Source organism: Polaribacter marinivivus, from assembly GCF_042651285.1.
Classification (GTDB): Bacteria; Bacteroidota; Bacteroidia; order Flavobacteriales; family Flavobacteriaceae; genus Polaribacter; species Polaribacter marinivivus.
This window is the reverse complement of sequence record NZ_JBHSCY010000002.1, coordinates 678,947-704,099: the sequence shown is the minus strand read 5'-3', so window position 1 is coordinate 704,099 and position 25,153 is coordinate 678,947. Positions and strand designations below refer to the sequence as shown.

Sequence of the window (25,153 nt, the reverse complement as noted above, 5' to 3'; positions counted from 1 at the left end):
ATGAAACTTAAACATCTTTACCTTTTTTTATCAGTATTAGGTATTTGTTACACTTGGTATTACAATATTCAATATTTTAATACTGTAGAAGATGCAAATCTGATTGGTTTTTTTAAAGATGCACAACAAAATTTTGCTGGTAAATCTTTTGGTGCAGATTTAACTGTTGTCTGTTTAACTTTTTTCGCTTTCTTAATTCCAGAATCTTTAAGATTAAAAATTAAGTATTGGTGGACCTTAATACCATTAACATTTTTAATTGCTATAGCATTTACATTTCCTTTATTCTTATATTTGAGAGAATTATCTCTCGAAAAAAAGAATGAAATTTAGACTTTCTTTATTATTATGCTTTTTGTACCTCTCTTTTTTTGGGCAAGAAAAAGTATTTTATTTTAAAGATGCTAATAAAGAATATTCATCAAAAACAATTGGTTCTGCAAATTTTAAAGAAGTTGTAGATGACATTGTTTTAGAAAGTAAAACTGATGCAGTTTTTTGGTTTAAAATTCCTAAATCTTTAGATGATGATGATTATGTTTTTCAAATAAAAAGTATAGATACTAAAGGATCTAAAGGGTTTCAAGGAAATAAGGTTTTAGAAAAGTTACCCTACCAAAGATATAATGTCTTTCAATTTACTAGAGATGAAGATACTTTCATAAAAACTGCTTCAAATTCAAAAGCTTATTACCCAATAACTTTAAATAAATCTGATATATTTAATTTCAACGAGAAAAAAATAATTACTTATAATAGTTTTTATTACGGTTTTTCTTTTTTGGTAATTCTTTACTGTTTTGTTTATTATTTTTATTTTAAAGATTACGCTTTCTTATACTATTCAGTCTTTTTAGCTTCTATTACTTTAGGTTTTTTAATTATTGATGGTACACTTAATTTATTTGGAGTATCAAAAAAAATTACAAATTTTCTAATTATTACTAATTATATAGCTTTAGCTTTTTTTGCATCAAAATTTATAAACAGTTTTTTATTTTTAGAGAGCATATATCCTAAACTAAAAAAGTATACTTATACTGTTGGGGTATTAATTATTTTATCTGGCTTAATCTACTTTATTACTGATAGTCATTTATATTTATTGATATTAAATGTTTTGGTATTTTCTTTATTACTAATTTATTGGTTAACATCAGTTTTACTTTTTAAGAGAAATATTTATACTAAAATTTTAGTATTAGCATTTGCGCTCTTACTTTTTTCAGCAATAGATTCTTTTGTTCTTACCAATTTTGGATTCAGGATTTTTAAATCTAATCCATTATTAATGAAGATTGGAGGTATTGTTCAAATTATAGTATTATGGTTTGCTGTAATTTATAGAGAGAAAATACTTAGAAAAGAAAATGCATTTATGAAAAAGGAAATTATTTCTTTTTCAGATTCTATAAATTTAAATGATGAAAAGCTAAAAAATGAGAATACTTTAGAAGATTTAAGTCATAGAGAAAGAGAGATATTTAATTTAATTATTCAAGGTAAATCTAATAAATTGATATCTGCAGAATTAAATATTTCTGTGAATACTGTAAAATTTCATATTAAAAATATTTACGAGAAATTAAACATTAAAAGCAGAAAGGAAGCTTTAAATATTGATTTAAATATAGCTAAATTTTAGTTTTTTAGCACATTACTACCCTAAAACTACCCAACTTTAAACAAGTAAACCTAAAAGAAAACATTAAATTTGTAAGTATAAATTATATTCCCCATCTTTATTATACTATCCAAACTACTCTTGACAATCTGTCAAGAGTTTTTTTTATTTCATCTTTTCAAAAAAAGTAAATTTATAGTTTGGCAACAATTCTGGATTTGTAATTTTTATAATATCCTTTAAGACTAAATCTGGTCTAGTTGGTGCCAATTCATAATAAATAATTCCACCTGTTTTACCCTTTTTAATTGATGGTGAATAAATTTTATCCTCTTTAAAAGTAGTAAACTTTTCATACAACTTATTAGAACTTAACATTTGTTCTTTAGATGAAAAATAACCTGGAGCAATCCAATAATCAGCATTAATTCCTTTTTCAAAAACACTTTCAAAGCTTAAAGATAAACTGCCTTTACCTTTAGTGTTTTTCCATAAATAATTAACATTTGCATCTTCTAAAAATTGAGCTACAAAACTATCTCCTGCAGGTAAATTCCAAATATCTTTACTCATAATAGCTCCAGATAATACAGTTTGTTGTTTTGTTGATTTTAGGGCTATTTTTTTAGCTTCTAAATAATTGTTTTCAATTACATTAAAAATACTGTCAGCAAGTTGTTCTTTGTCAAATAAAATTCCAAAAAATTTAATCCATTCAGCTCTACCCAAAGGTGTTTCTTCAAGCCAATCTCCATTATAAATTACATTTATTCCAGATTTTTGAATTGTAGATAAAGATTTGTCAGCAGACGAAACACTATAACCAACAATTAATTCTGGTTGTAAATCCAATAATATCTCTGTATTTAAAGCATTTTCTTTTCCTATTTCTTTTATTTTACCTAGATCAATTAACTGCCTAGTTTTTTCTGATGAAACATATCTAGAAAAAGGAAATCCAATTATTGATTTTTCTTCTTTTAGCAATTCAACCATTGGTATATGAGTAGTTGATGTTACAATAATTTCTTTAACAGGGACTTGAATAATTTTCTTATCCAAATCATTTAAATTTTTACTTGAAGATTTATTATAAACTTTATACTCATAAATTTCATTAGATCCTTTATAAGCTGATTTAATAATTAGTTTTTTAAATCCATTTTCTTCAACTATATCAAATCCTTTTGCATATTTAATGGTAGTTTTTTTAGTTGATTCAACTTTTTTATTTACAGTTTCTTTATTACAAGAAACTAAAATTAGTAAAAACAACAAGAAAGCATAAGAACTGTTTTTCATCGTGTAAATACTTGATTTTCTTGTTCTTGAACTCTAATAAAAGTTGTTCTTTTGGTTAGCTCTTTTAATCTTCTAGCTCCTACGTATGTACAAGTAGAACGTAAACCTCCTAAAATATCTATTACAGTATTCTCAACATTTCCTTTAAAAGGAATTTTTACAGTTTTACCTTCAGAAGCTCTGTAGTCTGCAACACCACCTGAATGTTTATTCATAGCTGTTTCAGAGCTCATGCCATAAAAAGCTTTAAATTTTTCACCATTTTCCTCTATAATCTCACCACCACTTTCTGTATGTCCAGCTAGCATGCCACCTAACATTACAAAATCTGCATTTGCTCCAAAGGCTTTAGCAACATCTCCAGGAACTTTACAGCCACCATCAGAAATTATTTGACCACCTAAACCATGAGCAGCATCAGCACACTCAATAATGGCAGATAATTGAGGATAACCAACTCCTGTTTTTACTCTTGTTGTACATACAGAACCTGGTCCAATACCCACTTTAATAATATCTGCTCCAGATAATAACAATTCTTCTACCATTTCACCAGTTACTACATTACCAGCTATTATTACTTTATTAGGATGTTGTTTGCGCATTTTTCTAACGAATTCTACAAAATGTTCTGAATAGCCGTTTGCAACATCAATACAAATAAAATTTATTTGTGGAAATTCATTTAAAATTGTTTTTACTTTTTTAGCATCTTCTTTACTTGTACCTGTGCTTATTGCAATATTATTTAAAGTATTTACTGACGATTCATGAATAAATTTTCTCCAGTCATCAATAGTATAATGCTTATGAATTGCTGTAAAAATATTATGGTTACTTAATGCTTTTGCCATATTAAAAGTACCAACAGTATCCATATTTGCAGCTATAATAGGTACTCCTTTCCAAGTTATATCACTATGTAAAAAATTGAACTCTCTTTCTAGTGTTACTTCAGACCTAGATTTTAGAGTAGATCTTTTAGGTCGAAACATAACGTCTTTAAAGCCTAATTTTAAATCATTTTCGATTCTCATATTTAAAATTTATTAGATTTTAAAGATATCAATTTTAGGTATCTTAAAAAGAATTTGCAATAAAATTTATATTACATTTGTCAAGATTTTTGGTTTTTGTATAAATATCGGTTTATACAGAATTAAAAGGGAATTTGGTGAAAATCCAAAACTGTTCCCGCAACTGTAAGTTTAAGCTGATTTTAGTTTCAGCACCTTTTTAAGGATGTTATTTTTCTTATGCCACTGACATTTAATGTTGGGAAGGCGAATAACATAAAACAAGTCAGGAGACCTGCCTAAAGTCACGAGTTAAAAACTTTCGGGATAAAAGTTTATGTACTAATATTTTTCTGTACAGAATATTTACCTGATTTATTGTATTAATTAAATCATTAAAAATGAAAAAGCAATTATTAATTGTTAGTATGTTAACATGCAGTTTTGTTAACACTAATTTATTTTCTCAAGAAAAAAAAGAGAAAATAGAATCTTTAGACGAAGTTGTAATAACTGCAACAAAATTTAAACTAAAAAAAGAAAACACTGGAAAAGTAATTAACACCATTACTCAAGAGCAAATTCAAAAAAATGCAGGTAGAAATGTAATTGAGTTATTAAACACAGTTGCAGGTATAGATGTAAGAGGTGTAAACGCTAACCCAACAGAACCAAGAAGTATAAATATAAGAGGGGGAAGAAGTAGACAAGTTCTTGTCTTAATAGATGGAGTTCCTGTAACAGACCAATCAGCAATTAACCAAGAGTTTGATTTACGTATGTTAAGCTTAAATCAAATAGAAAAAATTGAGATTTTAAAAGGTGCTTCATCTACATTATATGGTTCAGGAGCAGCTACAGCTGTCATTAATATCATTCTTAAAAAAGCTGATGAAAATAAAATTTCTGCAAGTTTTGAAACTAGTATTTGTACGAATAATACTACTAATACAATTACAAATATAGCTTCAGAAAAGAATCAAAATATTACAGTAAATGGAAATTTTGAAAAATTCTCTTTTTTAACTTCTTTCAGTTTATCAGGAGCTTCAGAAATGTCTGCAGCAAAAAGTAACACAAATGCAGTTTTTGAAGAAGATAGTTTTTACAAAAGAAATGGTTTAGTAAAGTTAAACTTTAAAGCTACTAATAATTTTAATGTAGAAACGTTCTTTAACTATGATGAGTTCGATTATGATTTTGATGCAGGTGCTTTTAGTGATAGTGATGTTAACCAAGGTAGTAATCAACAGTTAAGAGTAGGTCTAAAACCAACTTTTAATTATACTAAAGGAAGTTTATATTTATTAGCATCTTTAAACGAAGTTAAAAGAACATTAGACCAATTTAACTCTTTTTCAAATACTTTAGATTTTTATTCTTTTTATGGTAGAAGTATCAATTTAGATTTAGTTAATAAATATGAATTTACACCTCAATTTCAAGTTATAGCAGGAGTAAATTACCAAGAACATAGTAATCAAACCTTAACTCCTTTTGGAACTATAGATAGAGAAGTAGCCAATTTTAATACTATAGACCCATATTTAAGTGCATTATATATCTCTGATTTTGGGTTGAGTTTAAACTTAGGAGGTAGATTAAATATACATAATGTTTATGGCAACCAGTTTGTATATGATGGAAACCTAGCATACAGCTTACTTAAAACTGAAAATACTAAAGTGAAATTTTTAACCTCATATAGTACAGCATTTATAGCACCAAGTTTGTATCAATTATATGATGGTTTTGCAGGAAATGTAGACTTAAATCCAGAAACTAACGAAACATTTGAAATTGGTTTTGATGTTAACTATAAAGATTGGTTACAGTTTGATGCAGTTTATTTCAACAGAAAAGAAACAGACGCAATTATTTTTGATAATGTAAACTTTAAATATGCAAATGGTAGTTCTGATGCTAATGGTATAGAATTTAATACTAGAGTTATGCCTTTAGACTTTTTAACTGTTAATGCTTCTTATACATACATAGACAGAGACACTTTTGAAGATTTTAACGATTATATTCCAGATCACAAGTTTGTGGCAAGTGTAGATTTAAATGTGATTAATAATGCAATTTTCAATTTTGCATATAGAAACGTTGGTGAAAGGACCATTTTTGATAGATTTGGTTCATTTGGAACTGCAGGAGTAGATGTTATTTTAGACAGTTACCAAGTATTAGATTTTACTGCAAATTATAAAATTTTAGATGGCACAGTAACTTTCTTTGGTAATGTTACCAACTTATTAAATGAAGATTATGATGACATCTTAGGATTTTCAACAAGAGGTAGAAATTATAGTTTAGGATTAAATATTAAATTATAGATTTAAAAAATATCCCCAACTTTCTTATACAAAAAAAGAGCTTTCTAAAAATTTAGGAGGCTCTTTTTAAATTTATAATAGTTTTCGCACTTCACTTTTTATAAAATCAACAGCAGTTTCTGTAGGAGATATTGTTTTAGAATAATCAATTAAAACATTTTCTCTTAAATCGTTCGCAGAATTAGAAACTTCAGCAACTTGTTTTAGTTTGTTTATAATGGCTCTTTTAGCAGCAGTTATAGACAACCAAGTTTCTTTACTTATGTACAATTGTTGAACTAAATTATGTTCAAATTCTTGATCAATAGTTGCAATTAATAGTTGTAAATAACCATTAACATCATCAGAAGTTGGTTTAATTCTAACTAACATTTTTACGGGATTAATTCTCTCACAAAATAGCAACATCCTTTCATAAGCCTGCAATTTTATTGGCAAACTTTCTTTTTTCTTATCTGCCATTATATTTAATTTCTTATCTGCATTTTGCTGATTTAAAAATCCATGAAACATATAATAAGCAACAAATCCTGTAACTAAAGCAGGTAGTATGTAAGAAACACTATCTAGTAATTGATCATCCATCATAATTATTTTACACAAAAGTAATTTTTTTACTTAATAAATTGTGAATAAAAATTAAAGAAGACATTTTTTAAGAACGTTAGAATTCCTAATTTCACGTTTTAAAAATCTCATAAATTTACTTTGAATAATTACTTAGATTCTTTAAACGAAGCTCAAAAACAAGCTGTTTTACAAAAAGACGGACCAATGATTATAATTGCTGGTGCTGGTTCTGGTAAAACAAGAGTTTTAACTTACAGAATTGCTCATTTAATGCAACAAGGTGTAGATGCGTTTAATATACTTTCTCTCACTTTTACAAACAAAGCAGCTAGAGAAATGAAAGAGAGAATTGCTGGTGTAGTTGGTGTTAGTGAGGCAAAAAATCTTTGGATGGGAACTTTCCACTCTGTTTTTGCTAGAATTTTAAGATCAGAGGCAGATAAATTAGGTTTTCCAAGTAATTTCACAATTTACGATACTCAAGATTCTGTTAGACTTTTAACTTCTATTATCAAAGAAATGAACTTAGATAAAGAACGTTATAAGGCTAAACAAATTCAAAATAGAATATCATCTTTTAAAAATAGTTTAGTAACTGTAAGGGCTTATTTTAATAATCCTGATTTACAAGAAGCAGATATGCATGCAAGTAGACCAAGAGTAGGTGATATTTACAAAGAGTATGTAGATAGATGCTTTAAAGCAGGAGCTATGGATTTTGATGATTTACTGTTAAGAACTAATGAGTTATTAGCAAGGTTTCCAGAGGTTTTAGCAAAATATCAAGATCGATTTAGATATATAATGGTAGATGAGTATCAAGATACAAATCATTCTCAATATCTTATTGTAAAAGCGTTAGCAGATCGTTTTCAAAATATTTGTGTGGTAGGTGATGATTCTCAAAGTATTTATAGTTTTAGAGGAGCTAACATTCAAAATATACTAAACTTTCAAAAAGATTATCCAGATGTTAAAACTTTTAAGTTAGAGCAAAATTATAGATCAACTAAAAATATTGTAAATGCTGCGAATTCTGTTATAGCAAGAAACAAAACTAAATTAGACAAAGAAGTTTGGACGAGTAATGATGCAGGTGATTCTATAAATGTAATGCGTACAATTTCTGATGGCGAAGAAGGACGTTTTGTGGCACAATCTGTTTGGGAGAATATGATGAATCATCAATTAAAGCCAGATGATTTTTGTGTGCTATATAGAACAAACTCTCAGTCTAGAGCAATAGAAGATGCTTTACGTAAAAAGAATATCGATTATAAAATTTATGGTGGCATTTCTTTTTATCAAAGAAAAGAAATTAAAGATATTTTATCTTATTTACGCATTCTAATTAATCCAAATGATGAGGAAGCTTTAAAAAGAATTATTAATTACCCAGCAAGAGGAATTGGAGCAACAACTATAGATAGGCTTACTATTGCAGCAAACTATTATAAAAAATCAATTTTTGATATTATAAAATATATTGACAAAATCGATATTAAAATAAATTCTAGCACAAAAAATAAGTTGCAGAATTTTATGAATATGATTTTGCGTTTTCAAATAGAAGCTCAAACAAAAAATGCTTTTGAAATTGCAGAAATTGTTGTTAAACAAGTTCGTCTTATTAAAGACTTAGAAAAAGATGGCACACCTGAAGCTGTTAGTAAGGTAGAAAATGTTCAAGAATTATTAAACGGAATAAAAGATTTTATTACAGATAAAATAGAACAAGGAGAAGATGCTAGTTTAACTGCTTTTTTAGAAGATGTTGCTTTAGCTACAGATTTTGATTCTAAAAAAGATAATGATAAACCAAGTGTTTCTTTAATGACCATTCATCAATCTAAAGGTTTAGAGTATAAATACATTTATATAGTTGGTTTAGAAGAAAACTTATTTCCTTCTGCTATGAGTATGAATACTAGAAGTGAGTTAGAAGAGGAGAGAAGGTTGTTTTATGTGGCTTTAACTAGAGCAGAAAAAGTAGCCTATTTAACGTATGCGCAAACTCGTTATAGGTGGGGTAAATTAATAGATTCTGAACCTAGTAGATTTTTAGAAGAGATAGATGAACAGTTTTTAAATTACTTAACACCAAAGGTTCCAGAACCTTCTATAAATCGTTTTGTAGATAAAAGTTTGTTCGATGATGCACCAAAAGGTATTCGTTTTCAAAAGCCAATTCAAAGAAAGAAAAAAGAAAGAGAACTTTTAAAAAAGAAAGAAATAGAAATTCCTAAGAATTTAAAAAAAGTGACTCCATCTTCGTCAACAAAAACTAATTTATTTGATGATAATGTTACTGTTGGTAATATTGTAGAACATAATAGATTTGGAAGAGGGAAAGTATTAGCACTAGAGGGTAAAGGGCCAAATAAAAAAGCTGAAATTCAATTTGGTACAGTTGGTAAGAAAAAGTTATTATTACAATTTGCAAAGCTAAAAGTACTTGGCTAATATATTTTTAAAAATCAATTCTATAAACTGAAAATAAATCGTTATTTTGCAGCGTTAAATAACTACAGCAATAAGATTTTTATTTTTGGAGCAAACCAAAAATTACTTCACAAAAACATATAAATGACATTCGATTTAGAATATAATTCAGAAAGAACATTAATGATTATTCCAGAGTATGGTAGACATATTCAAAAATTGGTAAATCATTGTGTAGCTTTAGAAAGTAAAGAAGAACGTAATACAATGGCTAAAGCTATTGTAGATGTAATGGGTAACTTACAACCACATTTAAGAGATGTACCAGATTTTAAACATAAATTATGGGATCAACTCTTTATCATGTCTGATTTTAAATTAGATGCAGATTCTCCTTATCCACAGCCTTCAAGAGAAGAATTACAAGAAAAACCAGAACCATTAGCATATCCTAGAGCAGCTTCAAAATATCGTTATTATGGTAAAAATATTCAAACCATGATTAATGTTGCTTTAAGCTGGGAAGAAGGAGATATGAAAGAGGCATTAGTTTTTACGATTGCAAATCACATGAAAAAATGTTATTTAAATTGGAATAAAGACACTGTAGATGATCTTGTTATTTTTAACCATCTATATGATTTATCTGATGGTAAAATAGATTTAAGAAAATCTGATGAAGAATTGAGTGAAAGTAAAAACTTGTTAAGAAAAAGAAGTTCTCAAGGTCAGAACAAAAGCAATCACAAAAAATCACATCACAACAATAAAGGAAGAAAAAGATATTAATCAATGGCATCATTTAAAATTGAAGGTGGTCATAAATTACAAGGAACCATCACTCCACAAGGAGCTAAAAATGAAGTTTTACAAATACTATGTGCAGTTTTATTAACTCCAGAAAAAGTAATTATTAATAATGTTCCTGATATTATTGATGTAAATAAATTGATTTTTATTCTTGGTGAACTAGGTGTAAAAGTCAACAAATTAAGTTCAAATTCATATTCTTTTCAAGCAGATGAAATTAATCTTGGTTATTTAGAGTCTTCAGATTTTAAAAGAGATGGAAGTTCATTAAGAGGTTCAATTATGATTGTTGGTCCTTTGTTGGCAAGATTTGGAAAAGGATATATTCCAAAACCAGGAGGAGATAAAATAGGTAGAAGAAGATTAGATACTCATTTTGAAGGATTTATCAATCTTGGAGCTAAATTCAGATATAATAAAGAAGATAATTTTTACGGAGTAGAAGCAGAAGAATTGTTTGGTACAGACATGTTGTTAGATGAAGCTTCTGTAACTGGTACTGCAAATATTTTAATGTCTGCAGTATTAGCAACTGGTACTACAACTATTTATAATGCTGCTTGCGAACCCTATATTCAACAGTTATGTAAAATGCTGAATTCTATGGGGGCAAATATTACTGGTGTTGGTTCTAATTTATTAACTATTAATGGTGTTAAAGAGTTAAAAGGATGTGAGCATACTGTTTTACCAGATATGATAGAAATTGGTTCTTGGATTGGTGTTGCTGTAATGACTAGATCAGAATTAACTATTAAAAATGTAAGTTGGGAAAATCTAGGTCAAATTCCTGATGTGTTTAGAAAATTAGGAATTCAATTTGAAAAAAGAGGAGATGATATTTATATTCCAGAACAAGATTCTTATGAAATACAAAATTACATAGATGGTTCTGTATTAACAGTTGCAGATGCTCCATGGCCAGGATTTACTCCAGATTTATTAAGTATTGTATTAGTAATAGCAACTCAAGCAAAAGGTACAGTTTTAATACATCAAAAAATGTTTGAAAGTCGTTTGTTCTTTGTAGATAAATTAATAGATATGGGAGCAAAAGTTATTTTATGTGACCCACATAGAGCAACTGTTATAGGACATAATTTTCAAAGCCAATTAAAAGCAACAAAAATGACTTCTCCAGATATTAGAGCTGGTATTTCTTTATTAATAGCTGCTTTATCTGCAAAAGGTACATCAATTATAAATAATATTGAACAAATAGACAGAGGTTACGAAAATATAGAAGCTCGTTTAAAATCTATAGGTGCTAAAATTGAAAGAATAGACTAAAAAATAAATTTATATTAATTAAAAATAGTGTCAAATTGACACTATTTTTTTATTGGCAAAATTTTTGACAATAAATTGTAAACAATTTAATGATTACTGAAAAATGAGTAACAAAGAAGAAATCAAAGAAGAAGAATTAAATAAAGAAGAAACTACATCACAAGTTGAAGAAAATCAAGACGTTGTAGAAGAAAATAAAAAAGAAGAACCTTCTGCTGAAGAATTAATTCAAGTAGAAAAAGATAAGTTTTTACGTCTTTTTGCAGAGTTCGAGAATTATAAGAAAAGAACTACAAAAGAAAGAATTGAGTTATTTAAAACTGCAGGTCAAGAATTAATGACGGCTTTACTGCCAATTATGGACGATTTTGATAGAGGATTGGCAGAAATTAAAAAAGCCAAAGACAAAGAGTTGTTAAAAGGAATGCAGTTAATAAGTGATAAGTTAAAAAATACATTAACTCAAAAAGGATTAACAGCAATCGATGTAAATGCTGGTGATACATTTGATGCAGAAATTCATGAAGCAATTACTCAAATACCTGCACCATCAGAAGAATTAAAAGGTAAGGTAATAGATTGTGTAGAAAAAGGATACAAGTTGGGCGATAAAATTATTCGTTATCCAAAAGTAGTAATAGGACAGTAATTAGTTTTCAGTATACAGTAGCAGTAGTCATTAATTCTGACTGCTAACTGAAAACTGCAAACTGCAAACTAAAAATAATGGCAAAACAAGATTTTTACGAAATATTAGGTATATCAAAGTCAGCATCACAAGCAGAAATAAAGAAAGCTTATAGAAAAATGGCTATAAAATATCATCCAGATAAAAACCCTGGAGATAAAACCGCTGAAGAAAACTTTAAAAAAGCTGCTGAAGCTTATGAAGTTTTAAGTGATGAAAATAAGAAGGCTAGATATGATCAGTATGGTCATGCTGCTTTTGATGGTCCTCAAGGAGGAGGAGGCTTTGGTGGAGGAGGCATGAATATGGAAGACATATTCAGTCAATTTGGAGACATCTTTGGAGGTGGTTTTGGTGGCGGCTTTGGTGGTTTTGGTGGAGGAGGCCAAAGACAAGCTAGAGTTAAAGGAACCAACATGAGAATTCGTGTAAAACTTACTTTAGAAGAAATTGCCAAAGGAATAGAAAAGAAAGTAAAAGTTAGAAGAAAAGTTCAAGCAGAGGGTGTAAAATATAAAACATGTTCTACTTGTAATGGATCTGGACAACAAATGCGAGTTACCAACACAATTTTAGGTAGAATGCAAACAGCAACAACTTGTTCTACATGTTCTGGAGCTGGAGAAATAATAAGTTCTAAACCAAATGGAGCAGATGCACATGGATTGATTGTAAAAGAAGAAACTGTTTCAATTAATATACCAGCTGGTGTAACAGAAGGTGTTCAATTAAAAGTTGGAGGAAAAGGAAATGATGCACCAGGAAAAAACTCTATTTCAGGTGATTTATTAGTTTTAATTGAAGAAGTACCTCACGAAAAATTAAAAAGAGAAGGAACAAATATTCACTACGATTTATATATAAATTTTTCTGAAGCAGTTTTAGGTACTAGTAAAGAAGTAGAAACAGTTACAGGTAAGGTAAAAATTAAAATTGATGCAGGTACACAGTCTGGTAAGATTTTAAGATTAAAAGGTAAAGGTTTACCAAGTATTGAACGTTATGGTACAGGAGACTTTTTAATCCATATAAATGTTTGGACACCACAAGAACTAGACAAAGAACAAAAGACATTTTTTGAGAATATGTTAGAGAACGATAATTTTTCTCCTAACCCAAATAAATCTGACAAATCCTTTTTTGAAAAGGTAAAAGATATGTTTTCTTAAAAAAATATTAAAACTTTAGTTTAAAGAGAAAATATTTGTTTAATCATCTTAAAATCAGATTGTTTAAAGTATATTTGTAGTGTTATTGAGAAATCGATAACACTTTTTCTTTTTCATAGCAATTTTTCCCACTTATACTTTTGTTTAAGTGGGTTTTTTTATGAATTTTAAAAAAGCTAATTTTGCAATAGCAGACTTATCTTATCGCTTTATTTTAAGAATAAAGAGGAAAGTCCGGACACCAGAGAGTATTCATAGCGGATAACATCCGTCCAACGTAAGTTGAGGACAAGTGCAACAGAAAGCAAGTACAGTTAGGCTGTAGTGAAACCAGGTAAACTCTATGAGGTGCAATGCCATGTATATTAGAGCTTGAGAGTTACTCGCTCGATTCTAAAGGGTAGGCAGATAGATCATGACAGTAATGTCTTGACTAGATAAATGATAAGAACCTTAAATTTTATTAAGGATACAGAATTCGGCTTATAAGTCTGCTTTTTATAAAACTTTCAGATAAATTGCTGAAAATCACTTTTTCTTTGAATTATTAATAAGATATTTTAAAATCGCTTTTTTTTATTCAGTAATTAGAGCTTTCTATTATTTATTTTTCAATATTTGGTTTTAAAAATGTAAATTTGTGCTACTAAAATTAAAACTTATAAATAGATATGGCTTTTGATATTGATATGATCAAAAATGTGTATGCAAATATGGCTGATCGCGTAGATGCTGCTCGTGAAATTACTGGAAAACCATTAACGTTGGCTGAGAAGATTTTATACTCACATCTTTGGGATGGTAAACCTAATAAAGCATTTACAAGAGGAAAAGATTATGTTGATTTTGCACCAGACAGAATTGCTTGTCAAGATGCAACAGCTCAAATGGCTTTATTACAATTTATGCAAGCAGGTAAAGCTAAAGTAGCTGTACCTACTACTGTGCATTGTGATCACTTAATACAAGCAAAAGAAGGAGCTGCTAAAGATTTAAAACACGCTAATAATACAAGTAGTGAAGTTTTTAACTTTTTAGAGTCTGTTTCTAACAAATATGGAATTGGTTTTTGGAAACCAGGAGCAGGAATTATTCATCAAGTAGTATTAGAAAATTATGCTTTTCCAGGAGGAATGATGATTGGTACAGATTCTCACACAGTAAATGCTGGTGGTTTAGGTATGGTTGCTATTGGTGTTGGTGGTGCAGATGCTGTTGATGTTATGGCTGGTATGGCTTGGGAATTAAAATTTCCAAAATTAATTGGAGTAAAATTAACAGGTAAACTTTCTGGTTGGACAGCTCCAAAAGATGTTATATTAAAAGTTGCTGAGATTTTAACAGTTAAAGGTGGTACAGGTGCTATTGTAGAATATTTTGGTCCTGGTGCTACATCTATGTCTTGTACAGGTAAAGGAACAATTTGTAACATGGGTGCAGAAATTGGTGCAACAACTTCTACTTTTGGATATGACGAATCTATGGAACGTTATTTACGAGCTACAGATAGATCTGATGTTGCAGATGCAGCTAACGAAGTAAAAGAATATTTAACTGCAGATGCAGAAGTATATGCAAATCCAGAACAATATTTTGATCAAGTAATTGAAATCAACTTATCAGAATTAGGCCCATTATTAAACGGACCTTTTACACCTGATTTATCTACAGCTGTTGGTAAAGAAATGACAGAAAAAGCAAAAGCTAATGATTGGCCAATGCAAGTAGAATGGGGATTAATTGGTTCTTGTACAAACTCTTCTTATGAAGATTTATCAAGAGCATCTTCAATTGCACAACAAGCCTTAGATAAAGGATTAAAAACGAAAGCAGAATTTGGAATTAACCCAGGTTCTGAACAAGTAAGATATACTGCAGACAGAGATGGAATTTTAGGTATTTTCGAAAAATTAGATGCTAAAATATTTACCAACGCTTGTGGACCATGTATTGGTCAATGGGCTAGATATTCAGATCCTAAAAATGCTCCAAAAAACAGTATTGTACATTCATTCAATAGAAACTTTGCAAAAAGAGCAGATGGTAATCCAAATACACATGCCTTTGTTGCTTCACCAGAATTAACTGCTGCTATTGCAATTGCAGGTCGATTAGATTTTAATCCAATGACAGATAAGTTAATTAACGAAAATGGAGAAGAAGTAATGTTAGATGAACCAACTGGATGGGAATTACCACCTAAAGGTTTTGAAGTAAAAGAAAATGGTTACTTAGCTCCTAAAGAAGATGGTAGTGATGTTGTTGTTACCGTTAATGATGATTCTGAAAGATTACAATTATTAACTCCATTTGAACCTTTAGGAGATTCAATAACTGGAGCAAAATTATTAATTAAAGCTTTTGGAAAATGTACTACTGACCATATTTCTATGGCTGGCCCTTGGTTACGTTTTAGAGGTCATTTAGATAACATTGCAAATAATACATTAATTGGTGCAGTAAATGCTTTTAACAAAAAAACAAACTTTGTAAAGAACCAATTAACAGGTGAGTATGATGCTGTACCAGCAACTCAAAGAGCTTACAAAAAAGCAGGAATAAAAACAGTTGTAATTGGTGATCATAATTATGGTGAAGGTTCTTCTAGAGAGCATGCTGCAATGCAACCAAGACACTTAGGTGTTGCTGCTGTTATCGTAAAATCTTTTGCTAGAATTCATGAAACAAACTTGAAAAAGCAAGGTATGTTAGGTCTTACTTTTGCTAACGAAGCTGATTATGATTTAATTCAAGAAGATGATACTTTTAACTTTGTTGATTTAAATGAGTTTGCTCCTGAAAAGCCTTTAACAATAGAGGTTGTTCACGCAGATGGAAGCAAAGATATGATTAAAGTAAATCATACTTATAACGAAGCACAAATTGCTTGGTATAAAGAAGGTTCTGCTTTAAACTTAATAAAAAAGCAAAACGCTTAATTTAAGTATTTACTAAATAAAAAAAACTCCTGAAAATTCAGGAGTTTTTTATTTAAAAAATGCCCAACTTAGACGTATCTAATATTGGGCACCAACTAACCAACCAGTTGTTTCTAACTAGCTTTTAATTTTACAGGCACTCTATAGATTTCTCCTTTTTTAGCTCCTTTAAAATTTAGCTTTTTATAATTTAATTTGGTTTTTACAATAGATTGAAATTCAGAAACCTTAGAATCTACAGAAACTACTACTAACTCATTTTTATTATTTACCATAAATGATATTTCTGCAGTACTTGAAGAATTGATATCTAATTTTACTGTGTTTCCTAACATAGAAGCAATTTCAGTTCTTAATTTTTGAGTTACCTTTTTTGGTCCTTTATCTATTGCAGATGTAGAAAAAGTTGTTGCTATACTAATAGCAAAAATTGCGATGATTGATTTTAAATTTCTCATAATAAGTGTATTAAGTTAAACGATTACATCTAAAAGACGTCTGTCCTTTAAAAACGTTTCAACTAAAAATTCACTTTAATATATTCTTAACAGTATTTAACTGATATTAAGAATTTTTATGATGATTTAAGATAATACTATTTAGCTTTTTGTACTAATTCTAATTTATCAATTGTAGTTTTTGTAGTAAAAATGCCATAATTAATAGTTACTTTTTTCTTATCAATTACATCAATAGTACCTACAGAGTTCGAATCTATAATTTTTACTTTGTCACCAATTTTATAATTATAGCTAGCTTTTTCTTTTGCAATTTTAGCTTCTTCTTTCTTTTTTTCTTTTCTAACAGTAACCACTTTGTCTAAAACCTCTTTTTCTACTTTTTTAATGGTGTCTTCCATTTGTTTAGCAACAATTTTTGCTTTTTGTTTTTGTGATTTAGTTTTTGGTTTAGAAGGATTTTTCTTTGTGTGTTTTACTTTTTCGTCTGCAACCCATTTATTAAAATTAGTTGTGAGCTCTTTTTTATTATTTGTTTGAAAATATTTATTTAATAATTCATTTATCTTTCTACCTAAAGAAAGCATTCGTTGATTATTATCATATAAATTCTGAAACCCAGCTAATTTATCTTGTATTCTTTCTTCCTTTTCCTTTAAAGTCTCTAAATATTCTTGTTCTTTAGTTTTTTGTTTTTCTAAAGTTTCTGTTTTAGCTTGTAGTTTATTTCTCTCTTTTTGTAGTTTAGAAATGGTTTTATCTAATCTTATTTTACCAGTTTCTACTCTTTTTTTAGCTTTATTGATCAAGCTAAAAGGAATCCCATTTTTTTGTGCAACCTCAAAAGTAAAAGAACTACCTGCTTGACCAATAAACAATTTATACAAAGGCTCTAGGGTCTTTTCGTTAAATTGCATGTTAGCATTTGTAACATTATCTAACTCATTGGCTAATACTTTTAGATTGGCATAATGTGTTGTTATTATTCCAAAAGCATTTTTACCATAAAATTCTTCTAAAAATATTTCAGCTAAAGCACCTCCAAGTTCAGGATCTGAGCCAGTACCAAATTCATCAATTAAAAATAATGTGTTATCATTACATTTTCTTAAAAAATAGCGCATATTTTTTAATCGATAACTATATGTACTTAATTGATTTTCAATAGACTGGTTGTCACCTATATCTGTTAATATGGTATCAAAAATATAAGTTTCACTTCGTTCATCAACAGGAATTAATATACCACTTTGAATCATTACTTGCAGTAAACCAATCGTTTTTAAAGTGATACTTTTTCCACCTGCATTAGGCCCAGAAATAACAATTATTTGTTGATTATCATGTAAGCTTAAAGTTTGTGGAACAGTTTCTATTTTCTGTACATTATTTTTTCTTCTTAAAATAGGATGATAAGCATTTTTGAAATAGATTTTTTTCTTGTCTAAAATTTTAGGAAGAATCGCATTTATTTCTTTAGCATATTTTGCTTTAGCTCCTATTGAATCTAAATGAGCTAAAAAATTCACATAAGTTTTTAATAAAGAAACTTGAGGTCTTAATAAACTAGATAGTTCTTTTAAAATTCGAACAACCTCCTGTTTTTCTTCATAAACTAAATTTTGATATTCTCTACTATATGCTAATGTTGCTTGAGGAGCAATATAAACGATATTTCCAGATTTAGATGAACCTAACAAGCTACCAGAAACTTTTCTTCTATGCATGGCTAAAACAGCTAAAACACGTTGATTATCTACAATGGTTTCTTTAATATCATCTAAATAACCAGCTGCAATAGCTTTTGAAAGGGCAGAAGAAAAACTAGCTCCAATTTTACCTCTAACATTATTTATGCTTCTTCTTATTTGTTTTAACTCTGATGACGCATTGTTTTTTACTTCTCCTGATATTTCAATGATTTTTTTTATTTCATCATTAATATAAGTTGTAAATTCTATATTTTGAGTAAGTTGATAAAAAGTAGGAAACTGTACCTCAAATTTTTTAAAAAACTTTATGTGTTCATTTACTGTATTAGAAGTTGTTGCAATTTTTAAAAAAGCATCTGTTTCTAAAAAACTATTCTCGATTGCTAACCTTTTAATACTTTCTAAAATATTATCAAAACCATGATTTGGTATGCGATTATCACTCTCAAAAGATGATAAATATTCATCTACTAAGTATAATTCTCGAAGAAGTTTTTGTTTACCTACAATAGGTTTAATTTCAGAAACTTTTTCTTTACCCAAACTAGATATACAAAATTCAGAAATTTGAGTTAATACAGTTGTAAACTCTAAATCTTGTAATGTTTTTTCTGATATATTTTTACTCAAAATAGTATATTTGATAGCCTTACAAAAATAAGAAACAATGCAAGTAAATATTGCGAATAGCTGGAAAAATATTTTAGAAAAAGAGTTTGAGAAATCTTATTTTAAAGATTTAGTTGAATTTGTAAAAAATGAATATTCTATAAATACATGTTATCCTAAAGGGGTTGATATTTTTGCAGCTTTTGACTTTTGTTCTTTTAATGATGTAAAGGTGGTTATTTTGGGTCAAGATCCATATCATGGACCAAATCAAGCTAATGGTTTATGCTTTTCTGTAAAAGATGGTAATGCACATCCACCTTCATTAATTAATATTTTTAAAGAAATCTCTTCAGATTTAAATAAAGCTTACCCTAAAAGTGGAAACTTAGAAAAGTGGGCAAAACAAGGTGTTTTATTATTAAATGCAACCTTAACAGTAAGAGCTCATGAAGCTGGAAGTCACCAGAAAAAAGGTTGGGAGACTTTTACAGATGAAGTAATTAAGCAAATTTCTAATAATAAAGAACTTGTAATTTTTTTATTGTGGGGTGGTTTTGCAAAGAAAAAAGCAAAATTGATTGATAAAAAAAAGCACTTTATTTTAGAATCTGGTCATCCTTCACCATTAAGTGCAAATAGAGGCTATTGGTTTGGTAATCAGCATTTTTCAAAAACTAATGAAATACTACTTTCAAAAGGATTTAAAGCAATTAATTGGTAAAAAAAATCCGCTTTTAAGCGGATTCATTGAATTTGAAAATAAGAAACAAATTAATTTAAGTTAAATCAACTTGCTGTAATGTTGTTTGAGTAGTTGGTTGGTAATCTGCTAGGCCACATGAACTAGATGTACTTCTGCATGAAGAAAAACAAACAATACCTAAAATACAAATTGCAATAAATACGAATTTTTTAAGGGCTACTTTTTTCATGGCTTAAATGTACATATTTTTTATGAAACCTTTAGAATTTTTCATCTCATCAATAACGTTAAAGGTTATCATTTTATTTTGAATGCGTGTAATTAAATTTGAAGTGATAGGTTTTCCATCATTCCATTCAGTAATACTTAACCATTCTTTAATGTCTTCTAACTGTTGTTCATAACGTTCTGCAAGTATTACATCTATTCCTTTAATTTTTTTAAAATCTTTTGTGGTTTCATTAATTTCGTTTAATACATTTTTTACTGCTTCAGGATTTTGATTTAAAATTTCATTACGAACTGCAATTACAAAACAGGGCCAAGGAGTAGGGCAGTCATCTATTCTTCTAAAGATTCCATTATCTACATAGGGTTTAGTTGTAAAATGTTCCCACATAAAATAGTCTGCACTTCCATTGCTAAGAGCATCAATTCCTCCTTGTAGATCTTTAACAACGTTAAATTTAAGATTAGAAATATCCCAACCTTGATTGTAAGCATTTACAATAGCCATTAAATGCGATCCAGATCCATATCTACTAATTGCAATTGTAGCATTTTCTAAATCTGAAATAGATTTAAAACTTGACTTTGCAGCAACATGTATACCCCAAATGAGTGGAGATTTAACATAAGTCTGTACAATTTTAGAAGGATTACCAGCTGCAATATCTTTAATTATACCTTCTGTTAATACTATAGCAATATCAACTGTGCCTTCTCTTAAAGCTTTGCACATTTGACCTGTACCACCATGAAAATCTTGCCAGCGTAAATTAATATTATGTTTTGTGTATTCTTTATTTTTTAGGGTAATATACCAAGGATAATTAAAATGTTCTGGTACACCACCAACTTTTAGATTTATCATCTTTAACTTACAATTTTATCTAAAGTGTATAGAATTAAATCATCTACTACTTTATATGGATTTTCACTAAAAGTACCATTTGCTCTATTAGCTATGATAGCATTCATAGAAACTGCTTGATGTCCTAAAAGCTTTGATAAACCGTAAATCGCAGAAGTTTCCATTTCTAAATTTGTAATTCTGTTTCCTTCAAAATTAAAACTATCTATTTTTTTATTTAATTCTGGGTCTTGTATGGCTAATCGTAAAACTCTTCCTTGAGGTCCATAAAATCCACCAGCAGTGGCTGTTATACCTTGATAAATATTTTTAGAAGATAATTTTTTTCCTAAATCAATAGAGTTTGCAACTACAATTGGATATGATTTTTTTTCATTCCATTTTGTGTGTTTTATAAAAGCTTCTTCAATTTTTGGATGAGAAATTTCATCTACTTGGTAAGATAGCAACATGCCACTTAAATCTATTGCATGTGAGCTTAGTAAAAAGGAATCTATAGGTATATCTTTTTGTAAAGAACCAGAAGTGCCAATTCTAATAATATTTAACTGAGTTAACTCTTTTTTTATTGCTCTAGTATCTAAATCTATATTAACTAATGCATCTAATTCATTTAAAACAATATCAATATTATCTGGCCCAATACCAGTAGAAATAACGGTTAAACGCTTATTTTTATAATATCCAGAAACTGTTTTAAACTCTCTTTTTTGAGTAGTAAAGTCAATAGATTCAAAGTGTTTTGTAACCTTGTCAACTCTATTTAAATCACCAACAAAAATTATGTTTTTTGCAATATTTTCTGGTTTTAAATTTAAATGATAGACACTACCATCTGGATTTAAAATTAATTCAGATTTTTTTATAGACATCTAAGAAGTAATTTGCAATAATTTTTCTGATTGATGATTAAACAAGAAACTATATTTTTTTGAACCACCTAAATATGCATCATCATTTCTTAATTGAGCATAAAAGTTAAGTTGATTCTCTAAAACTTGTTTACCTTTCTTATTTAATTTAACTGGATTAAAGGAATAAAATAATTTACTTAAATGATTAATTTTATTAAAATATTGTAAATCTCCAAAACCGTAAACTTCTCCATCTTTTAATAATTTGCCAACTAACTTATCTTTTGAAGTAAAAGTATTTTCATTAGCTGTTTGTAAGATTGAAGTTTCAATTTTATTTAAACCATTTTCTAAAGAAGGAAATCTTAAAATATGGGCTTCTATTGCACTTGCCAAATATTGGAAAGGAGACATTGGATCGAATTTGTAAACAGTTTCTAAACGAAGAGGAGAGTCTGAACAATATAATTGCCAAATGTAATCTGCGTATTCAATATCATCTTGTGTAAGCGTAATTCTTTTCTTATAATGATTATTTATTTGGTTTTCTGTTAGTTCTACTAAAGATTTTAATTTTTTAGAGCCTTTTACTTTTCCACTACAAACTAAAGATATATGATAACCTTTTCTATATCTTTTTAACCAGCTTATAACAGCAATCATATTAATTTGACAGAATAAATCATGCTCAAACCAAAGCACTATTTCATTGGTGATTTTTTTGTTACAAAGTGCTCTATATTCTTTTAAAGTATAATCTATAAATTTTTGTTTGCTTACTTTGTATGAAGTCTTAAAAAAGTCATATCTACTTTTCCAAAAAGATTCACTACCTACATCTGTAGTAGTTTTACCTTCACAAAGCATTTCTCTCCAAGTAATAAAGTCACCAGAAAAATTTAATTTTTTAAGATAATTTGTAGTACTATCACCATTTGTAATGTGTAAAATTGAAGTCCCCATAAATAATTTACTAACGTTTTTTGGTTTTATTTATTGTGTTGATTAATAATTATCCACCAACACGTTTTACTTTAAATCCTTTTTCTTTTAACATAGCCATTATTTTATCTCTATAATCTCCTTGAATTATTATTTTTTCGTCTTTAAAACTACCACCAACAGAAAGTTTTGTTTTTATTTCTTTAGCTAGTATTTTAAAGTCTTTAGTTGCCCCATTATAACCTTCAATTATTGTAATAGGTTTACCTTTTCTTTTTTCGTATTTACAAATAATAGGTTCGTCTTGTAACCATATATTCGATTTTTCCTTAACAGGTTCAGGAGTTTCTTGATGATCTGGAAATAAGTTTTTAAGTTGATCTTTTAAATCCATTATTTTTTTAATCCTAATTCTTTTAAACGTTCATCTAAAAACTCGCCAGCTGTAATATCTTCAAATTGTTTTGGGTTTTCATCATCTATACAATTTTCTAAAACATCTAATTTCATATCAGAAATAGGATGCATAAAAAATGGAATAGAATAACGAGAAGTACCCCACATTTCTTTTGGAGGATTTGTAACTCTATGAATTGTAGACTTTAATTTATTGTTACTATGTCTAGATAACATATCACCTACATTAATCATTAATTCATCTGGTTCTGCAATAGCATCTATCCATTCTCCTTTATGATTTTGTACTTGTAACCCTTTACCTTGTGCACCCATTAATAATGTAATTAAATTAATGTCTCCATGAGCAGCAGCTCTTTCTGCACCTTTTGGTTCAGTTTTAATAGGAGGGTAGTGTATGGGTCTTAAAATACTATTTCCGTTTTTAATATAATTGTCAAAATAAGTTTCTTCTAAACCTAAATGTAAAGCTAGAGATCGCAACACAAATTTTGCTGTTTTTTCTAACATTTGGTAAGCTTCTTTACCTACTTCATTAAATTTAGGAAGTTCTTCTACAATTACATTTTCTGGATACTCTTTTGCATATTTAGAGTCTGCATCTACATATTGACCAAAATGCCAAAATTCTTTTAAATCGCCTTCTTTTTTACCTTTTGCAGATTCTTTACCAAATGAAACATACCCTCTTTGACCCCCAATTCCTGGTATTTCATATTTTTCTTTTATTGCTGTAGGTAAATCAAAAAAGTTTTTGATTTCTGCATACAATTCATCTACTAATTTATCATCTAGGAAATGGCCTTTTAAGGCAACAAATCCTATATTTTCATATGCGTGTCCTATTTCTTTGATAAATTTTTGTTTTCTGCTTTCATCATTAGACAAAAAGTCAGCTAAATTTACACTTGGAATTTTATTCATGTTCTATAAATTCGAGTTAAAGTTAGTAAAAAAAGAGCTCAGAAATTTTTAAAAATAAGCCCAGTTTTTTCTGAATTATTATTTTTTAGGGATTTAAATTTAGTAAATATTTATTATTTCTTTTTAAAAGGTATTAAATAAGATAATGTATAGTTAAATCCAAAACCTGTTCCACTTTCAAAAATCCTATTAAAACCAGGGGAGTATAATGTTTTAAAATTATCTGGTTCTTTTACATTTAATAATACTTTGTAAGAAAAGCTTGCACCAATAAAAAAGTTTTTAAAAGTTTCTACTTTTAGACCAAACATAAACTCTGTCCAATGTGAATTTAAACTTGTTGTTACTGGAGTATTTATTGGAGTAGTTGGGAAATAAGGATTATGTACATTTGGAGAATAACTATTTAATGTTTGATCAAAAACACTAAACCCATATCTTAAGCCTACAAAAATTTCATTGTTCATATCTAACCAATTCTCATAAGCATTATAGTTAAACCCTAATCTAATATAACTTCCTTTAGCTGTTGAATTAGAATAATCTTCTTGTGTTGTTTCATCTTCGAAACCTAATTCTGCAGCAATGAAAAAGCGTTTAGAAATTCTATAATCTGCAACAATTTCTAAACCACTATTATAATCACCATCAATAGCTGCTTTAATGGGTTTACTAATGTCTATGCCTAATCGAATTCCATAAGGCGAAGTATACACAATAGAATCATTCTTTTCTTCTACTTTTTTAGTTGGTTCTTGTGAAAAAGTAGTAACTACAACAAAACAGAAAATAATACTAATGAAATATCTGTACATGAGCTGAGTTTTGATTTTCTATAGATGTTAGTGTTGTAGGTGTAAAGTCAGTAATCCAAGTACTACTAGAAGAAAATGTTACATTTTCATAAATAGATTTAAAACCACATGAGCGTGATACAAATTCATTTCTTATTGTGTAATTGATGGTAAATTGATTGACTACATTTCCTTCAGAAAGGTTATAAATAGTTTGGTTTGAAGCTGTATTTAAAGGAATTACTAAAGAATCTGTTGCTTGGTTGATGAAAATAGTATCTTTATTTTCTGCCCAAACATACAAGCCAGATGTAGATTTTAATTCATCTCTATTTATATCATCATAAAAACGCAAAATTAAATTTGGAGTAACAGGAGATTGTATACAAAAATCATCTTTAGTGCATCCCCAAATGATCATCAATAATAATAAAGTTACTATTGTTTTCTTCATG

General features: G+C 28.4%; 23 protein-coding genes, 1 other RNA gene and 1 riboswitch. Of the genes, 11 read left to right on the top strand and 13 right to left on the bottom strand.

The window, feature by feature from the left end; genetic code table 11:
- On the top strand, positions 1 to 333 hold the full coding sequence (locus ACFOWD_RS11340) for a DUF2834 domain-containing protein (RefSeq protein WP_298994895.1): 333 nt from the start codon (positions 1 to 3) through the stop codon (positions 331 to 333).
- Entirely contained in the window at positions 323 to 1,645 is a 1,323-nt protein-coding gene (locus tag ACFOWD_RS11335; protein WP_377410637.1) for a LuxR C-terminal-related transcriptional regulator, read from the top strand. Before ACFOWD_RS11340 ends, ACFOWD_RS11335 begins: the two co-directional genes overlap by 11 nt.
- Positions 1,646 to 1,789: 144 nt before the next feature.
- Here ACFOWD_RS11335 and ACFOWD_RS11330 read toward each other — a convergent pair whose 3' ends face one another.
- Together ACFOWD_RS11330 and guaC are read right to left on the bottom strand one after the other, a co-directional pair.
- On the bottom strand, positions 1,790 to 2,926 hold the full coding sequence (locus tag ACFOWD_RS11330) for an ABC transporter substrate-binding protein (protein ID WP_377410635.1): 1,137 nt from the start codon (positions 2,924 to 2,926) through the stop codon (positions 1,790 to 1,792).
- Positions 2,923 to 3,963: a GMP reductase gene (gene guaC, locus ACFOWD_RS11325; RefSeq protein WP_377410633.1), complete on the bottom strand. Its 1,041-nt coding sequence runs from the start codon at positions 3,961 to 3,963 to the stop codon at positions 2,923 to 2,925. The genes ACFOWD_RS11330 and guaC overlap by 4 nt, the downstream gene beginning before the upstream one ends.
- A 73-nt stretch (positions 3,964 to 4,036) precedes the next feature.
- A riboswitch (cobalamin riboswitch) is annotated at positions 4,037 to 4,259 on the top strand.
- A gap of 84 nt (positions 4,260 to 4,343) precedes the next feature.
- Between guaC and ACFOWD_RS11320 the strand changes: the two genes are divergently transcribed.
- Complete coding sequence (locus ACFOWD_RS11320; protein WP_377410631.1) at positions 4,344 to 6,281, top strand: TonB-dependent receptor plug domain-containing protein; 1,938 nt, start codon at positions 4,344 to 4,346, stop codon at positions 6,279 to 6,281.
- A 72-nt stretch (positions 6,282 to 6,353) separates the two neighbouring features.
- On the opposite strand, the gene ACFOWD_RS11315 is transcribed toward ACFOWD_RS11320, so the two are convergent.
- Positions 6,354 to 6,884, bottom strand: coding sequence for a DUF7935 family protein (locus ACFOWD_RS11315; protein WP_377410629.1), 531 nt, complete (start codon positions 6,882 to 6,884; stop codon positions 6,354 to 6,356).
- Between the two features lie 105 nt (positions 6,885 to 6,989).
- On the opposite strand from ACFOWD_RS11315, the gene ACFOWD_RS11310 reads away from it, so the two are divergent.
- The 7 genes from ACFOWD_RS11310 (at position 6,990) to ACFOWD_RS11280 (ending at position 16,189) form a co-directional block, all read left to right on the top strand.
- Positions 6,990 to 9,314, top strand: coding sequence for an ATP-dependent helicase (locus tag ACFOWD_RS11310; RefSeq protein WP_377410627.1), 2,325 nt, complete (start codon positions 6,990 to 6,992; stop codon positions 9,312 to 9,314).
- Between the two features lie 123 nt (positions 9,315 to 9,437).
- Positions 9,438 to 10,082 (top strand): DUF4290 domain-containing protein, encoded by a 645-nt coding sequence (locus tag ACFOWD_RS11305; protein WP_377410625.1) that lies wholly within the window; start codon positions 9,438 to 9,440, stop codon positions 10,080 to 10,082.
- 3 nt (positions 10,083 to 10,085) lie between these two features.
- Positions 10,086 to 11,393 carry a UDP-N-acetylglucosamine 1-carboxyvinyltransferase gene (gene murA / locus ACFOWD_RS11300; RefSeq protein WP_298994915.1) on the top strand — a complete coding sequence of 436 codons (1,308 nt, stop codon included), beginning with the start codon at positions 10,086 to 10,088 and terminating at the stop codon, positions 11,391 to 11,393.
- 103 nt (positions 11,394 to 11,496) lie between these two features.
- The gene (locus ACFOWD_RS11295; RefSeq protein ID WP_377410623.1) at positions 11,497 to 12,042 is read left to right on the top strand and encodes a nucleotide exchange factor GrpE; all 546 of its coding nucleotides are present in this window, start codon (positions 11,497 to 11,499) and stop codon (positions 12,040 to 12,042) included.
- A gap of 77 nt (positions 12,043 to 12,119) precedes the next feature.
- Positions 12,120 to 13,250, top strand: a complete 1,131-nt coding sequence (gene dnaJ / locus ACFOWD_RS11290; protein ID WP_377410621.1) for a molecular chaperone DnaJ — start codon at positions 12,120 to 12,122, stop codon at positions 13,248 to 13,250.
- Positions 13,251 to 13,437: 187 nt separating this feature from the next.
- Positions 13,438 to 13,752, top strand: an RNA gene (gene rnpB, locus ACFOWD_RS11285) — RNase P RNA component class A.
- Positions 13,753 to 13,921: 169 nt separating this feature from the next.
- Positions 13,922 to 16,189, top strand: a complete 2,268-nt coding sequence (locus tag ACFOWD_RS11280) for an aconitate hydratase (protein ID WP_298994923.1) — start codon at positions 13,922 to 13,924, stop codon at positions 16,187 to 16,189.
- A 113-nt stretch (positions 16,190 to 16,302) separates the two neighbouring features.
- Here ACFOWD_RS11280 and ACFOWD_RS11275 read toward each other — a convergent pair whose 3' ends face one another.
- Together ACFOWD_RS11275 and ACFOWD_RS11270 are read right to left on the bottom strand one after the other, a co-directional pair.
- Entirely contained in the window at positions 16,303 to 16,647 is a 345-nt protein-coding gene (locus ACFOWD_RS11275) for a hypothetical protein (RefSeq protein WP_298994925.1), read from the bottom strand.
- Between the two features lie 137 nt (positions 16,648 to 16,784).
- Positions 16,785 to 18,989, bottom strand: coding sequence for an endonuclease MutS2 (locus tag ACFOWD_RS11270; protein ID WP_377410619.1), 2,205 nt, complete (start codon positions 18,987 to 18,989; stop codon positions 16,785 to 16,787).
- A 37-nt stretch (positions 18,990 to 19,026) separates the two neighbouring features.
- Between ACFOWD_RS11270 and ACFOWD_RS11265 the strand changes: the two genes are divergently transcribed.
- Positions 19,027 to 19,692, top strand: coding sequence for a uracil-DNA glycosylase (locus ACFOWD_RS11265; RefSeq protein WP_377410617.1), 666 nt, complete (start codon positions 19,027 to 19,029; stop codon positions 19,690 to 19,692).
- Positions 19,693 to 19,747: 55 nt separating this feature from the next.
- Here the strand turns inward: ACFOWD_RS11265 and ACFOWD_RS11260 are convergent, their stop codons facing one another.
- From ACFOWD_RS11260 to ACFOWD_RS11225, 8 genes are all read right to left on the bottom strand, one after another.
- Entirely contained in the window at positions 19,748 to 19,903 is a 156-nt protein-coding gene (locus ACFOWD_RS11260; protein ID WP_377410615.1) for a hypothetical protein, read from the bottom strand.
- 3 nt (positions 19,904 to 19,906) lie between these two features.
- Complete coding sequence (locus tag ACFOWD_RS11255) at positions 19,907 to 20,767, bottom strand: substrate-binding domain-containing protein (protein ID WP_377410613.1); 861 nt, start codon at positions 20,765 to 20,767, stop codon at positions 19,907 to 19,909.
- Between the two features lie 2 nt (positions 20,768 to 20,769).
- Positions 20,770 to 21,639: a nucleoside phosphorylase gene (locus ACFOWD_RS11250; protein WP_377410611.1), complete on the bottom strand. Its 870-nt coding sequence runs from the start codon at positions 21,637 to 21,639 to the stop codon at positions 20,770 to 20,772.
- On the bottom strand, positions 21,640 to 22,584 hold the full coding sequence (locus ACFOWD_RS11245) for a DUF1835 domain-containing protein (RefSeq protein WP_377410609.1): 945 nt from the start codon (positions 22,582 to 22,584) through the stop codon (positions 21,640 to 21,642). It abuts the gene before it with no gap.
- Positions 22,585 to 22,633: 49 nt separating this feature from the next.
- Positions 22,634 to 22,957 (bottom strand): translation initiation factor, encoded by a 324-nt coding sequence (locus ACFOWD_RS11240; RefSeq protein WP_298994947.1) that lies wholly within the window; start codon positions 22,955 to 22,957, stop codon positions 22,634 to 22,636.
- Complete coding sequence (locus tag ACFOWD_RS11235; protein ID WP_377410607.1) at positions 22,957 to 23,904, bottom strand: isopenicillin N synthase family dioxygenase; 948 nt, start codon at positions 23,902 to 23,904, stop codon at positions 22,957 to 22,959. The genes ACFOWD_RS11240 and ACFOWD_RS11235 overlap by 1 nt, the downstream gene beginning before the upstream one ends.
- 113 nt (positions 23,905 to 24,017) lie before the next feature.
- Positions 24,018 to 24,719 (bottom strand): DUF6048 family protein, encoded by a 702-nt coding sequence (locus ACFOWD_RS11230; RefSeq protein ID WP_377410605.1) that lies wholly within the window; start codon positions 24,717 to 24,719, stop codon positions 24,018 to 24,020.
- Positions 24,700 to 25,152, bottom strand: coding sequence for a DUF6452 family protein (locus ACFOWD_RS11225; protein ID WP_377410603.1), 453 nt, complete (start codon positions 25,150 to 25,152; stop codon positions 24,700 to 24,702). Before ACFOWD_RS11225 ends, ACFOWD_RS11230 begins: the two co-directional genes overlap by 20 nt.
- Position 25,153 lies beyond the last annotated feature (1 nt).